The sequence below is a fragment of the Pseudomonas sp. zfem004 genome (assembly GCF_032621715.1).
In the GTDB taxonomy this organism is placed as follows: Bacteria; Pseudomonadota; Gammaproteobacteria; order Pseudomonadales; family Pseudomonadaceae; genus Aquipseudomonas; species Aquipseudomonas sichuanensis.
Genome location: NZ_JAVYJF010000022.1, coordinates 23812 through 37953, shown reverse-complemented (window position 1 = coordinate 37953; position 14142 = coordinate 23812). Strand labels below are relative to the sequence as shown.

At 64.9% G+C, this 14142-nt stretch carries 12 protein-coding genes; 4 read left to right on the top strand and 8 right to left on the bottom strand.

What is annotated here, in order from left to right; all coding sequences use genetic code 11:
- Window positions 1-46: 46 nt before the first annotated feature.
- Window positions 47-901, top strand: a complete 855-nt coding sequence (locus RTH46_RS21075; protein WP_153786655.1) for a D-hexose-6-phosphate mutarotase — start codon at window positions 47-49, stop codon at window positions 899-901.
- Here RTH46_RS21075 and hexR read toward each other — a convergent pair.
- Complete coding sequence (gene hexR, locus RTH46_RS21070; protein ID WP_178125804.1) at window positions 894-1757, bottom strand: DNA-binding transcriptional regulator HexR; 864 nt, start codon at window positions 1755-1757, stop codon at window positions 894-896. The genes RTH46_RS21075 and hexR overlap by 8 nt on opposite strands.
- Before the next feature lie 215 nt (window positions 1758-1972).
- On the opposite strand from hexR, the gene zwf reads away from it, so the two are divergent.
- Genes zwf through RTH46_RS21055 form a run of 3 tightly spaced genes read left to right on the top strand, consistent with a single transcriptional unit; the run spans window position 1973 to window position 4834 of the window.
- Window positions 1973-3442, top strand: coding sequence for a glucose-6-phosphate dehydrogenase (gene zwf, locus RTH46_RS21065; protein ID WP_316906528.1), 1470 nt, complete (start codon window positions 1973-1975; stop codon window positions 3440-3442).
- Entirely contained in the window at window positions 3429-4142 is a 714-nt protein-coding gene (pgl, locus tag RTH46_RS21060; protein WP_153786653.1) for a 6-phosphogluconolactonase, read from the top strand. The genes zwf and pgl overlap by 14 nt, the downstream gene beginning before the upstream one ends.
- Window positions 4143-4159: 17 nt before the next feature.
- The gene (locus RTH46_RS21055) at window positions 4160-4834 is read left to right on the top strand and encodes a bifunctional 4-hydroxy-2-oxoglutarate aldolase/2-dehydro-3-deoxy-phosphogluconate aldolase (protein WP_153786652.1); all 675 of its coding nucleotides are present in this window, start codon (window positions 4160-4162) and stop codon (window positions 4832-4834) included.
- A 145-nt stretch (window positions 4835-4979) separates the two neighbouring features.
- Here the strand turns inward: RTH46_RS21055 and RTH46_RS21050 are convergent, their stop codons facing one another.
- The 7 genes from RTH46_RS21050 to RTH46_RS21020 all read right to left on the bottom strand — a co-directional run bounded on the left by RTH46_RS21050 (window position 4980) and on the right by RTH46_RS21020 (window position 14141).
- A complete protein-coding gene (locus RTH46_RS21050; protein WP_316906527.1) occupies window positions 4980-6344 on the bottom strand; it encodes a hypothetical protein in 1365 nt (454 codons plus the stop codon).
- A gap of 4 nt (window positions 6345-6348) precedes the next feature.
- On the bottom strand, window positions 6349-7581 hold the full coding sequence (locus tag RTH46_RS21045) for a DUF6384 family protein (protein ID WP_316906526.1): 1233 nt from the start codon (window positions 7579-7581) through the stop codon (window positions 6349-6351).
- A 10-nt stretch (window positions 7582-7591) separates the two neighbouring features.
- A complete protein-coding gene (locus RTH46_RS21040; RefSeq protein WP_316906525.1) occupies window positions 7592-8623 on the bottom strand; it encodes a DUF6384 family protein in 1032 nt (343 codons plus the stop codon).
- Complete coding sequence (locus tag RTH46_RS21035; RefSeq protein WP_279846852.1) at window positions 8620-9762, bottom strand: merozoite surface protein 3b; 1143 nt, start codon at window positions 9760-9762, stop codon at window positions 8620-8622. Before RTH46_RS21035 ends, RTH46_RS21040 begins: the two co-directional genes overlap by 4 nt.
- Window positions 9759-11057, bottom strand: coding sequence for a hypothetical protein (locus RTH46_RS21030; RefSeq protein ID WP_316906524.1), 1299 nt, complete (start codon window positions 11055-11057; stop codon window positions 9759-9761). The genes RTH46_RS21035 and RTH46_RS21030 overlap by 4 nt, the downstream gene beginning before the upstream one ends.
- A gap of 209 nt (window positions 11058-11266) precedes the next feature.
- Window positions 11267-12940, bottom strand: a complete 1674-nt coding sequence (gene leuA, locus RTH46_RS21025) for a 2-isopropylmalate synthase (RefSeq protein ID WP_153786646.1) — start codon at window positions 12938-12940, stop codon at window positions 11267-11269.
- 373 nt (window positions 12941-13313) lie between these two features.
- Entirely contained in the window at window positions 13314-14141 is an 828-nt protein-coding gene (locus RTH46_RS21020) for a M23 family metallopeptidase (protein ID WP_153786645.1), read from the bottom strand.
- Window position 14142 lies beyond the last annotated feature (1 nt).

The window sequence follows — 14142 nt, the reverse complement described above, 5'->3', positions numbered from 1 at the left end:
ACGGGTCGAGACAGCGCTATCTCGAACAACAAAAGAGCTTGGAACCATGGCAGAACATCCGCTACATCGCTTCTTCACCTCGCAACGGCCGAGGCCGACCTTCGAGTGGGAGCGTTACCAGCAGCGCGATGTGCTGATCATCGACCACCCTCGCTGCCAGGCGGTGTTCAGCCGCCAGGGCGGGCAATTGCTGCACTTCCAGCCCACCGGTGAAAAGCCCTGGCTGTGGTGCGCCGAGCAGTGGCCGCAGGTTGGCGCCATCCGCGGTGGCGTGCCGGTGTGCTGGCCCTGGTATGGCCGCCATCCCAGCGAGGACCTGTGGCCGGCCCATGGCTGGGCGCGGCTGCTGGACTGGAAGCTGGTGGACAGCCGTGAGGACGAGCAGGGCGTGACCCTGAAGTGGCGCCTGGACCTGTGCGACTGGCAGGTCGACCTGCATGCGCGCCTGGGCGCCAGCATGGAATTGAGCCTGAGTACCGAGCACCAGGACAGCGAACCCTGCCAGTTGAGCCATGCGCTGCTGGCTTACTGGCGGATCAGTGACGTGTCGAAGATAGCGCTGTCTGGGCTTGAGGATATCGAAGGCTACGACCGCCTCAACCGCCAGGCTTGCCGCGAAGACGGCGCGTTGAAACTCAAGGGCGGTTGCCAGAAGGTCTACCCCGGCACGCCCAAGGTGCAGTTGCAGGACCCGGCCTGGCAGCGCGAGCTGTGCATCGACACCGGTGACAGTGACGACACCGTGGTCTGGCACCCGGGCAACCGCCCGCTGATGGGTGTGAGCGGGCGCGAGTGCCAGGGTTTCGTCTGCGTCGAGGCGGCCAGTGGCAGCGACGAGGGCCTGAGCCTGAGGCCGGGTGAACGTGCGCACCTGCGGCTGCAGGCGCACCGCCTCAGCTGAGGTCGTCGTCCTCGATCGGGTAGCGGCTGGCGTTGAGGCTTTCCTTGATCTTGCGCAGGTGCGGCTGGAAGTCCACGCCGCGGCGCAGGGTCATGCCGGTGGCGAGCACGTCGAGCACGGTGAGCTGGATGATCCGCGAGGTCATCGGCATGTAGATGTCGGTGTCCTCCGGCAACGGGATGTGCAGGCTCAGGCTGCAGGCCTGGGCCAGTGGCGAGCCGGCGGCGGTCAGGCCGAGCACCGAGGCGCCGTTTTCCCGCGCCACGCGCGCCACCTCGACCAGCTCACGGGTGCGCCCGGTGTAGGAGATGATCACGAACAGGTCGCCGGTGTGGGCCACCGAGGCCAGCATGCGCTGCATCAGCACATCGGCATGGGCCGACACGGCAAGGTTGAAGCGGAAGAACTTGTGTTGCGCATCGAGGGCCACCGGGGCGGAAGCGCCGAGGCCGAAGAAGTGGATCTGCCGGGCCTGGATCATCATGTCCACGGCGCGGCTGACCTGCTGTGGGTCGAGTTGCTGGCAGGCGCTGTCGAGCGAGGCGATGGCGCTGCCGAAGATTTTCTGGGTGTAGGCCGCCGGATCGTCGTCGGCCTCCACCGCGCGGCTGACGTAGGCCGCGCCGCTGGCCAGGCTCTGCGCCAGTTGCAGCTTGAGCTCGGGGTAGCCGTTGACGCCGAACGAGCGGCAGAAGCGGTTGACGGTCGGTTCGCTGACCGAGGCCGCCTGGGCCAGCGCGGCGATGCTGAAGCGGGTGGCTTGTTGCGGGTTGAGCAGGATGACTTCGGCGACTTTGCGTTCGGCCTTGTTCAACTCGTCCAGGCGGCCCTGGATCTGTTCCAGGAGGTTACGCACGCGGTCCATGGGGTGTCCTTGGTCGGCTCTAGGTGACAGCCGGCTGGCGGGGCAGCAGGCTTTTTGCAGTGTTGTGTATCCTACTGGCGGTGAGATTGTCACACCACTGGGTTGTAATAGATGTAGATAATGTTGTGGTTTTTACTACATTAGGCCTTGAAAACCCGCTTTGAAAGCGGTATTCCTAGCTCAACTTTAATAAAAGAACCAACATCATGGCTGCGATCAGTGTCGAACCTTGCACCTTTGCCCTGTTTGGCGCCTTGGGCGACCTGGCATTGCGCAAGCTGTTTCCCGCGCTCTACCAGCTCGACCGTGCCAACCTGCTGCACCCGGACACCCGGCTGCTGGCCCTGGCCCGTGAGCCGGGCACCACGCAGGAGCACCTGGGCACCATCGAGGCGCACCTGCGTCGCCACGTCCCCGACGCGGACATCGACGCCGTTGCCCTGGGTCGTTTCCTCGAACGCCTGAACTACCTGCACGTGGACTTCGTCCAGCCCGAGGATTACCAGGCCCTGGTCGAGCACGCGCCAGGCGAGCTGCCACTGATCGCCTACTTCGCCACGGCCGCCGCCGTCTATGGGGCGATCTGCGAGAACCTCGACAAGGCCGGCCTGGCGCCACGCACCCGGGTGGTGCTGGAAAAGCCTATCGGCCACGACCTGGAGTCGTCGCGCCGGGTCAACGACGCCGTGGCGCGCTACTTCCCGGAAAACCGCGTCTATCGCATCGACCACTACCTGGGCAAAGAGACGGTGCAGAACCTGATCGCCCTGCGCTTTGCCAACAGCCTGTTCGAAACCCAGTGGAACCAGAATTCCATCTCCCACGTGGAAATCACCGTCGCCGAAAAGGTCGGTATCGAAGGCCGCTGGGGCTACTTCGACAAGGCCGGCCAGCTGCGCGACATGATCCAGAACCACCTGTTGCAGCTGCTTTGCCTGATCGCCATGGACCCGCCCAGCGACCTTTCCGCCGACAGCATCCGCGACGAGAAGGTCAAGGTGCTCAAGGCCCTGGCGCCGATCACCGGCGAGGGCCTGAGTACTCGCGTGGTGCGTGGCCAGTACATCGCCGGCTACAGCGATGGCAAGCCGGTGCCGGGGTACCTGGAAGAAGACAACGCCAACGCCCAGAGCGACACCGAAACCTTCGTCGCCCTGCGCGCCGACATCCGCAACTGGCGCTGGTCGGGCGTGCCGTTCTACCTGCGCACCGGCAAGCGCATGCCCGGCAAGCTGTCGCAGATCGTCATCCACTTCAAAGAGACGCCGCACTACATCTTTGCCCCGGAACAGCGCTTGCAGATCGGCAACAAGCTGATCATCCGCCTGCAGCCGGACGAAGGCATCTCGCTGCGGGTAATGACCAAGGAGCAGGGCCTGGACAAGGGCATGCAGCTGCGCAGTGGGCCGCTGCAACTGAATTTCTCCGACACCTGGCGCAGCGCACGGATTCCTGATGCCTACGAGCGCTTGCTGCTGGAAGTGATGCGCGGCAACCAGAACCTGTTCGTGCGCAAGGACGAAATCGAATACGCCTGGAAATGGTGCGACCAACTGATCGCCGGCTGGAAGACCAGCGGCGATGCCCCCAAACCCTATGCGGCCGGTTCCTGGGGGCCCATGAGCTCGATTGCACTGATCACACGTGATGGGAGGGCCTGGTATGGCGATATCTGAACTGCAACTGCCGGCGAGCGTGAAGGCGCATGCGCTGGCCGATTCCAACACCCTGGCGGCGACCCTGGCCCATGACGTGGCCGAACGCCTGCGCCAAGCCATCGCCAGCAAGGGCCAGGCCTGTGTGGTGCTGTCCGGCGGGCGCAGCCCGGTGCCGTTCCTCGAGCAGCTGGCGGCTCAAGTGCTGGACTGGTCGAAGGTGACCGTGAGCCTGGCCGACGAGCGCTGGGTGCCGGTGGAGCATGCCGACAGCAACGCCGGCTTGCTGGGCCGTCACCTGCTCAAGGGCGCGGCGGCCCAGGCACGCTTCATCGGCCTCTACCAGGCTGCCGCCAACCTGGAAGCCGCTGCCGAGCAGGCCGACCAGGTACTGGCCGACTTGCCGCCGATCGATGTACTGGTGCTGGGCATGGGCGACGATGGCCACACCGCCTCGCTGTTCCCGGCCAGCCCCAACCTGCGCCAGGGCCTGGCCAAGGTGGGTGAGCGCCGCTGTCTGCCGATGCTGGCGCCCAGCGTGCCGCACCAGCGCCTGAGCATGACCCGCGCGCTGCTGGCCAGCGCCGCTTTCACCGCCCTGTCCGTGCAAGGGGCAGGCAAGCTCGCTACCCTGCGCGCCGCACTGGCGGGCAACGACCTTACCGAAATGCCGATTCGCGCTTTTCTTCACGACCCCCTGAGCATCTACTGGTGCCCATGAGCCAAGGATCCACAGTCATGACCACCCTCGAACGCCCACAGCCTTTGCTCTCGATGGCCGAGAAAGCCGAACGCATCGACGCGATCTGCGCCAAGGCGCGCATCCTGCCGGTGATCACCATCGCCCGCGAGCAAGACATCCTGCCGCTGGCCGACGCCCTGGCCGCCGGTGGCATCCGTACCCTGGAAGTGACCCTGCGCTCGGCGCTGGGCCTGAAGGCCATCCAGGTACTGCGTGAGCAGCGCCCGGAGCTGTGCGTCGGTGCCGGTACCGTGCTCGACCGCAGCATGTTCGCCGCGGTCGAGGCCGCAGGCGCGCAGTTCGTCGTCACCCCGGGCATCACCCAGGACATTCTCGAGGCCGGCGTGGAGAGCGACATCCCGCTGCTGCCCGGCATCAGCACGCCGTCCGAGATCATGATGGGCTACGCCCTGGGTTACCGGCGCTTCAAGCTGTTCCCGGCCGAGATCAGCGGCGGCGTGGCGGCGATCAAGGCATTCGGTGGCCCGTTCGGCGACATCCGCTTCTGCCCCACGGGCGGGGTGAACCCGGCCAACGTGCGCAACTACATGGCACTGCCCAATGTGATGTGCGTGGGCGGCACCTGGATGCTCGACAGCAGCTGGATCAAGAACGGCGACTGGGCCCGTATCGAGGCGTGCAGCGCCGAGGCGATGGCGCTGCTGGACTGACCGATTTCGTTGTGTGCTACACGGCTTGTGGGGCGCTTGGTCGGCGCCCCTTTTTTTTGCCTGGGCCCAATCGCGGGGCAAGCCCGCTCCCACGGATACACCACTAGCAGCGTGGGAGCGGGCTTGCCCCGCGATGTTTCGCCTGTCAGAAACTGCCAGTGGTGCGGAACCCGCCGCCGCCGGAGCTGCGACTGGACGAGAAGCCACCGCCGCCGGAGCTGCCGCTGGTACGAAAGCCATCGCTGCTTGAACCGCCGGACGATCTGCCCGTGCTGTGCGTGTTGTTGCCGCGATGCCTTGGGGCAACATACTCGCGGCCTTCATCGAGACGTTTTTCCACGGCTTGCTGGTCGAGCAGGCCGCTCATGTAGTCGGCAAGCACCTGCTCGATCGGCGGGCTCAACTGGTACTCGTGGCGCGGATCGCTGAAATGATCGTTGCGCAGTGCGTATTCCAGAGCCTTGGCGCGGTCGTAAAGGCGACGCTTGCCCAGTGCTTGGTCCTGCAGGCCGTGCAGACGTTGCTGGATTTCCCGCAGGCGGGCATGCAGCAGCTGCAGGTCATTCACCAGGACATCGTCATGGGGGCTGGGGGTCTTCGCCGCTTCGGCGATCAGTTCGGCCAATGGCCGAGCCTGGAGCTGGTCGGCGATGCCCTGGCGAATCTGTTGCAGATACGGATCGCGCTTCTGGGCGTAGTCGGTCAGTTGGGCCTGCAGTGAGCGGGCCTGGGCCTTGCCCTCGCTCAGCAGCGTGCCCAGGCCTTGCTCCTCGACCCGCAACGCCGGCATGCCGAAGGTTTCGCGGGCCTTGTCCAGTTGTTGCCGGTGCTGTGCCTGCAGTTGCTCGCGGGCTTCGCCGAGGGCCTGGCGCAGTGTCTCGTTGCGTGCCTGCATGCTCAGCAGGATCTGCTCGTTGGCGTAATTGACGCGAAAGCCGACCCTGCGTGCGAGGTAGTTGTCGAACGCGCGCTGGAACAGACGCGGGCGGTACTGCTCGGTGCCGTAGTGGTTGGCCTTCAGGAAACGGTACAGCGGGTTGCTGTTGTAGCCTTGCAGCTTGCTGGCGCACTCGTCGCGGATTTCATCGTAGCTGGCATGGGCTTGCTGTTCGGCCTGGAGGGCTGCGTCCAGTTGCTCGCTCAGCTGGCGCACGGCCGGATCCTGTTTGAGCAGGTCCTGCGACTGGCTGTCCAGGCGATCAAGGTTGCTACGCACCGCCTGCAGCGCTTCCAGCCTGCGGGCGATGAGCCCTTCGACGTCTTCGAGCTGCTGGGTGAGCGCGGCATGGGTTCGCTCGCGTTGTTCGAACAACTGCCGGGTCTGCAGGTCCCGCATCGGGTCGATCCTGAGCTGCAGGCTGGCAATATCGGACAGTTTCGAGCTGATCAGGTGTTCGAGCCGGGTTTGCTGTTCGGTCTCGGCATACAGCGCCCGTTCGGCCTCGCGCAGCTGTTGCTCGGCCTGGCGCGTATTGCTTTCGAGCGCATTGCCGAGGGCGGTCGGGGTCATGGCGTCACCATTCCAGGATCATGTCGGGAGCGGGGCTGGTGCGCTGGTTGAAGCGCAGGGTCAGGCTATTGGCCGGTTTTTCACCGATCAAGCGCTGGCTGATGTGGCCATCGTCGAGTTTGTCCTGGCGGACCCTGAGGTATTCCTCGTAGCTGACGCGCACGCCGAAGCGCTTGGCCCAACGAGTCGTGCCGTCCTCCACGCTGGTCACCGGGGCGAAGGCCGGCTTGCCGGTGCTGTCCAGCGGCTCGACGATCAAGTACCAGCTCTTGCCGCGCAGGCTGTTCTCGCTGCAACCGGTCTCTTCATAGCAGCGTTCCACGCCGGACTTGATACCGGGGCGATCGATCAGTTCGATCGTCAGGGGCTCGGCGGCGAAGTCCAGGTAGTCCTTCAGCGCTGCAAGTGTAGCGTCCGCCTTTTTCAACCGTAGCCTGGCAATGTCCTTCCCGACCGACTCGGCCCAGTTCGTCATATCCAGGCGCTCGGCCGCAGGCAATGGCATTGCCTTCAGGCGATCGAGCAAATGGCGTTGGAGATCGAGGCTGGCGTAGACGTGATCCACGCGATTGAGCCTTTTTCTGGCGCTTTCCAGATGCTTGCGCGGTGTCGACAGCTGCAGTTGCGCCATCTGGATGCGGGTCTGGAGCTGGGCGCGGTTTTCACGGGTGATCGGGTCCGGGCGATCCAGGGTGTAAGGCAGGTTGGTGCTGGGCAGCAGAGGGTCGATTTTCGCAACCAGCGCCGCCACCACGGGTTGCGGTTGTTGTTCCAGGCGCGCCTTCACCCGTTCAAGCCGTTGTCGTTGCACGGCAATGTCGTCGTTCAACTGCTCACCGATCCTGGCCAATCGGTCGGCGCTTTGCCCCACTTTCGTGTTCAGGGCCGTGTCTACCAGGTGGGCGATGCCCAGGCCAAGGGCGCAGGCCATTGCGCCGCACGCTGCCCAGATCATCAGCTTGCGGTGGGCCATGGCCAGGCACGCCAGCAGGCGTTGCGCGAAGTTCAAGGTGGGGGCCTCGAACATCAGCCGGCGCGAGAAGAACGCACGCACGCCTTCCTCGACCTGGGCGTCCTCGTAGTGGATGCCGTTGCTCTGGTAGTAGGCGCGGATCCGCTCGGCCACCTCGGCGCGGCGCCGAGTCAGGTCAAGGTGGTCCTGCAGTTCCATGTCCCGGTGACGCAGTTCGTCGACCAGGGCCATGGCTCCCATCTGTTCGGAAAGTGAGACGGTCATTGGCGGCCTATCAGAAGCTGGCGGAGATGATGTGCTGGCTGGTGTCGGCCGGATTGTCGTAGGCGCCACCGACGAGGGCGCGACTGTCGAACTTGCGGGCCATGCTGTAGGCATCCTTGCTGCCGATGACCGGTTTATCGACGCGGCCCGTGGCCTGCTTGGCCTGCTGTGCTTGCAAGTACTGCGCGTGACTGACCTGTACGCCGAGGGTGTCGGTAAGTGCGATATCACCGGTGCGGCCGTTGGCGAGTGGCATCGTCACTACCTTGCCTTGCGGGTCGCGTGCCTGGAATGCCAGGAACCATGCCTTGCCGTCTTCGCTGTCTGGCTTGCACGCCGAGGTCTTGCGGCAGCGTTCGTAACCAGACATCTGGCCGGCGACGTCGGGGATGCGCAGTTGCAGTTTTGCCTCTGTGAAGTCGGCATACACCTGCAGCTCGCGCAGGGCCCGGATGGCTTTGGCCGGCCCATGGTCGGCCACCAGCGCGCCAGTGGAGCGGGCGAACGGCAGCAGCTTGGCGCGCACGTCATCCGGCAACGGCATGGCCTCCAGGCGGGCCATCAGCGCAGTGTATTGGTCCAGGCGAGCCTGGTGCGCGGCCCGGTCCGCCTCCGGCGTCCAGGCTGGCGCCGCCGTCCCCAGGCCGGTGTCGGTAGCCTTGGTGGCGGTGGCCGCTTGGCTGGGCGCGGCGGGTTGGCGCAGGTTCGCCGCCAGCAGGGCGCCGCCCAGCAGCGCAATCCACACCAGCACCCACGCCACCAGGCTGCGGCGCAGGAACACGCCGGCCAGCAGCCGGCGAGGCCAGGCCAGCGTCGGTGCCTCGAACACCAGGCGGCGGGCGAAGAATTCGCGCACGCCCTGCTCGATCAGTTTGTCGTCGCAGGCGATGCCCTGGCGCTGGTAATAGCCACGAATGCGTTCGGCGACTTCCGCGCGGCGCCGCGGCAGGTCCAGGTGCTCCTGCACCTGGCGCTGCTGTTGGCGCAGCTCGTCGACGAGGGCCATGGCCCCCATCTGTTCGCTGAGCGAGCCGTTGCTCATTGCGCGGCCTTGGTCAGCAAGGCGGCGAAGGCGCGCTTGGCATCTTCGACGGCGGTGGAGATTTCCAGCGCGGCCTTGCTCGATTCGGCGCGGTAGGTTTCGGTCAGGCCTTGCATGTCGCTCTGGAAGTCCAGGGTGGCCTGGGCCAGGGCGCGGACCGAGTCGACGCGAATGGTCGAGCCATAGCTGGCCTTGACCGCGGCGCCGAGCTGCTGGTTGCCGATTTCGCCCAGGGCTTCGAGGCCCTTGCTGATGCCGTCGGTGGTGGCGTTGAGGGTGTGGGTGGCCTCGGCCATGCCCTGGTTGGCGGTGAACGACACGGCCAGGCTGGTCAGCACCACTTCGTTGGTGGAGAAGAACGAGACCATGCGCTGGTACTGGCGCTCCTTGACCACGTGCACCTGGCTGATGCGGGCGAACACCAGTTCGGCGGTGTTGTAGCCGACCCGCAGGTCGTCGGCGATGTCCTTGACGATCTGGTAGCGCTTGTCTTCGTTCTGCAGGGCGCGCACCGCTTCGTCGCGTTGCAGCTCCAGCGCGGCGCGTTGGGCCGGCTCCTGGTTGGCGGCCGCGGCCACCGTGGCGTTTGCGGTGTCCAGGGCAGTGGTGCATTCCTGCAGCGACTGGCCGGCGATGGCCAGCACCTGCTGGGCGTCCACTTCGGCGGTCTTCATGGCCAGGCGGAAGTCCATGTACGACTCGAGAATCAGGCCCTCGCGGGTGATCTGGTCGCTGGCGGCCTTGCACACATCCAGGTAGTGCTTGCGGATATCCTCGAAACGGCTCGGGATCGAGCCGCGGCGCAGGTTCATCCAGGCCATGCTGAGGCGTTCGAGGGTGTCCAGGCGGCCATCGTCCATCCACGAGGCCATGGCCGACGCATCCTCGCGAATCGAGGTGAAGCTGTCGGTGATGTCCATGTAGCGGTGCGAGATGTCCATGCCGGCGATCTGTTCACGCACGGTCTGGTTGAACACCGTGGCCTGTTGCAGCACGGCAGCGATACCGGTGACCCGCTGGTTGTCGTAATGGGCGACCTTGTCCAGCAGGACCATCACCGGCGCCTGTTGTGCCGGTTGGCCGAAGGTGATGCCGAGTTTGCGCAGGCCGTCGAGGGCGCGTTCCAGGTATTGGCTCATGGTTGTCCTTGCATGAGGGGGCGGTCGGAAAGGGTGGTGTCCGGGTTGCCGGGGAGCAGGCGCAGGGCGCTGATGGTGCCGAGCACGGTATTGAGCGTCTGGGCCCTGTTCATGTACTCGACGATCAGTTGCCCGTAGTTGGTGTCGTCGCGGTACTGGTCGGCCAAGGGGTAGCGCAGCTGGCAGGGGCAGTCGTCCAGGCTGGGCTGGGTGTGGCAGTTGCAGTCGCTGGCGCAGCCGGCGTCGCCACGCAGGCGCCTGCCCAGCGCGGACTCCAAGGTGCATGCCTGTTCGTACACTTCCCTGGCCTGGCCGACGCGCTGGCTGGCGCTGTCCAGGCGCCGGCGCAGCTCGTCGAGCTCCTGCTGGAAGCGGGTGGCCTGCGGGGAGCCAATGGCTGCCCACTGGGCGAGCGCCTGGTTGAGGCTGTCGGTCTTGAGTTCGTACCTGAGCCAGCGCAGGGCATCCTGGCTGTCGCCGTCGGCGCATTGTTCGAGCAGGTCGATGTCCTGGCGCACCCGCTTGAGGTGCTGCTGGGCGACGATCACCTGGCGTGCCAGGGTTTCGGTCTCCTGGCTGAGCGGGCCCAGGTCAGCGGCAGGCAGGCTGCTGCGCAGCAGTGCGGTCAGTTGCCGTTCGAGCTCGGCAATTTGCTGGTCACAGGCGGCCAGGCGGGTGGCGTCCTGTTCCAGCATGGCGAGCAACAGCTGTTCGTTCTGCCGGTTGCTGACGAAGTTGCACTGCCGGGCGAGCCAGTCGTCCATGCGCCGTGACAGTACATTGCGTCGGTAGTGTTGCGTGCCGTATTGGCGCAAGCGCAGGTAGGTATAGATCCGGTGCTGGCTGTAGGCCGCCAGTTTGCCGGTGCATTCATCCACCAACGGCTGGTGGTCGGCGGCGATGTGCTCGCGCTTTTGGCGGGCCTGTTGCAGTTGCTGCTGGCCCTGGCGCAGCGCAGGGTGCTGGCGCTGTTCGGCGAGTGCGCGGCTGTGACTGGCGACGAGCCGCTCCTGGGCCTGACGGAACAGGGCCAGTTGGTTATCCAGGCTGGCGTTGGCCTGCTCCAGGCGAGTGAAGCCATCGTCTTCGCGGGCTTGGCGCTGTTCGAGGATCTGGCGAATCTGCGCAGCCTCGAAGGCGCTGTCGTCGATGTCATAGAGCTCACAGAGGATGCGGGCCTGCAGGTGCAGGTGCTGGTGGTGCAATTGCGCGCAGTTGCGCTGTTCGAGAGTCAGTCGGCGCAGGTAGTCGCGGCTGTTGTCTTCGGCGAGCGCTGCGAGGGAGCCAGGGGTCATGGGGCGAAGCATCCGTGTCCGAGTGTCTGTGTCGATACGTGAACGGATGAGTCCACTGGCCGTCATCCGTGATCGAAGCGGTGGAAGTTCGGCAGTATAACCATGATTGCAGGCAAAATGATGGCGTTGTCCGACGCACCTTGCTGGATATTCCGGGCATAAAAAAACCCGCATCCGAGGATGCGGGTTTGCAGGCGAGCAGGGCGGGTTTACGCCGCCTTGGCTTCCTGTTGGCTCAGGGAGCGGTTAAGCGCGCTGAACAGTGCCTTGAAGCTGGCGGTGGTGATGTTCTCGTCGATGCCCACGCCGTGCACCGGGCGACCGCCCGCAACGCGCAGCTCGATGTAGGCCGCGGCCTTGGCGTTGGTGCCGGCGCCGATGGCGTGCTCGTTGTAGTCCATGATTTCCACGGCTACCGGCAGGCCGGCCACCAGGGCTTCCAGGGCACCGTTGCCTTTACCGTGCCAGTGCAGGGTGGTCTCGCCTTCACCGGAGACTTCCACCTGCACGTGGCTGCTGCCGTTCTCTTCCTGCAGGCGGTGGCTGACCAACGCGTACGGCGCATTGGCTTGCAGGTATTCCTTTTGCAGCAGGGTGTAAATCTGCTTGGCGGTCATTTCCAGGCCCAGACGGTCGGTCTCACCCTGCACCACCTGGCTGAATTCGATCTGCATGCGGCGCGGCAGACTGATGCCGTATTCCTGTTCGAGCAGGTAGGTGATGCCGCCCTTGCCCGACTGGCTGTTGACGCGGATCACCGCCTCGTAGCTGCGGCCGATGTCGGCCGGGTCGATCGGCAGGTACGGCACTTCCCACAGTTCGCCTTCCTGCTGCTTGGTGAAACCTTTGCGGATGGCGTCCTGGTGCGAGCCGGAGAAGGCGGTGTGGACCAGGTCGCCGACGTACGGGTGACGCGGGTGCACCGGCAACTGGTTGCACTCTTCGACGACCTTGCGCACGCCGTCGATGTCGGAGAAGTCCAACTGCGGGTCGATGCCCTGGGTGTAGAGGTTCAACGCCAGGGTCACCAGGTCGACGTTGCCGGTGCGCTCACCGTTGCCGAACAGGCAGCCTTCGGCACGGTCGGCGCCGGCCATCAGGCCCAGCTCGGTGGCGGCGATGCCGGTGCCACGGTCGTTGTGGCAGTGCAGGCTGATGACCACGCTGTCGCGGCGGCTGACATTGCGGCAGAACCATTCGATCTGGTCGGCGTAGATGTTCGGCGTGGCGACTTCGACCGTGGCCGGCAGGTTGAGGATGACCTTGTGCTCAGGGGTCGGGTTCCACACCTCGATCACCGCGTCGCACACCTCTTTGGCGAACTCCAGCTCGGTGGCGCTGAAGGTTTCTGGCGAGTACTGGAAGGTCCAGTGGGTTTCCGGCTGCTGGGCGGCGTACTTGACGAACAGCTTGGCCGCGTTGACCGCGATGTCCTTGACGCCCTGCTTGTCCTGGTTGAAGACGATGCGGCGGAACGACGGGCAGGTGGCGTTGTACAGGTGGACAATGGCCTTCTTGGCGCCGCGCAGGGATTCGAAGGTGCGGGCGATCAGGTCTTCACGGGCTTGAGTGAGCACCTGGATGGTGGTGTCGTCCGGGATGTGGCCGTCTTCGATCAGGGTGCGCACGAAGTCGAAGTCGGTTTGCGACGCGGACGGGAACGAGGCTTCGATTTCCTTCACGCCGACCTGCACCAGGGTCTTCCAGAACCGCAGCTTCTTCTCCGAATCCATCGGCTCGATCAGCGACTGGTTGCCATCACGCAGGTCGGAGCTGCACCAGATCGGCGCCTGGGTGATGGTTTTCGACGGCCAGGTGCGGTCGGGCAGGTCGATGGTCGGGAAGGCGCGGTATTTCTTCGAAGGGTCTTTGAGCATGGTCATGGAAGCAATCCTTTTATGTGCGGCCGAAATCGGGCCTGCCAAACGATAACGAGATGAAAAGGCGAGGCGACGCGATTCACCCTGGTAGTCGTGCACTGACCAGGCAGAGGCTGCGGTGTTGTCGGAGAAGGATGAGGGTGCTGAAGGTTTTCATGTGCTCAACCCTAACCAGTGGGGTGGGGGATGGCAAGCACTGTGAAAAAATTGAGAGGAATGCTTAAAAAAGCAATTTGATCGAGATTTTATGTCGAATTATTGCTTGTTGTTGGTTTTGTTTTGCTCGATGTTTTTTTATTGCGCAAATCGCGGGGCAAGCCCGCTCCCACGTTGAAATGCGCCAGCCGTGGGAGCGGGCTTGCCCCGCGATGGGCATTCAAGGCTGGAACGCACCAATGAAAATCGCCGGATCCACCCGCGCATCATTGAGGCTGACGTTCCAGTGCATGTGCGGCCCGGTGGCGCGCCCGGTCGAGCCCACCCGGCCGACCACCTCGCCACGGCGCAGCACCTGGCCTGGCTTAACGTCGATCTTCGACATGTGGCAGAACATGCTGATGAAACCCTGGCCATGGTCGACGAACACCGTGCGGCCATTGAAGAAGTAATCGCCCACCAGGATCACCTTGCCATTGGCCGGGGTCTTGATCGGCGTGCCGGCGGGCACGGCGAAGTCCAGCCCGGCGTGGGGATTGCGCTCTTCGCCATTGAAGAAGCGGCGCACGCCGAACTTGCTCGACAACGGGCCATTGACCGGTTTGTCGAGGATCAGGTTGCTCGGCAGCGCAGGGCTGAAGCTGCGGTAGGCCTTCACCTGCTCGGCCAGTTCGCGCTCGATGCGCTTGAGGTCGTCGGGCTCTGGGTTGACCTGGCGCTTGTTCTTCAGGGTGATGTGCTGCTCGGGGTACTTCTTGCTGCCGACGGTGAAGGGCAGGGTGCGGCTGCCCTGGGTGAGCACGGCGTTGCCGGGCTTCTGCGTCAGCGGGATGCCGACGATGGCCAGCCAGGTGTCCTGCTCCTTGACCACCAGCACCGGCTTGCCATCGAAGCGGGCGCTCGGGGCGCTGGCCGAAGGGCCAAGGTCGACCACCGCGACGCCGCCGGGCACCGGCTTGTCGAGGGTGCGAGTGATGTAGCTGGCCTGGGCTGCGGTGACCGGCAGCAGCAGGAACAGGGCGAGCAGGGGGGCGAACAGGCGGGGCATG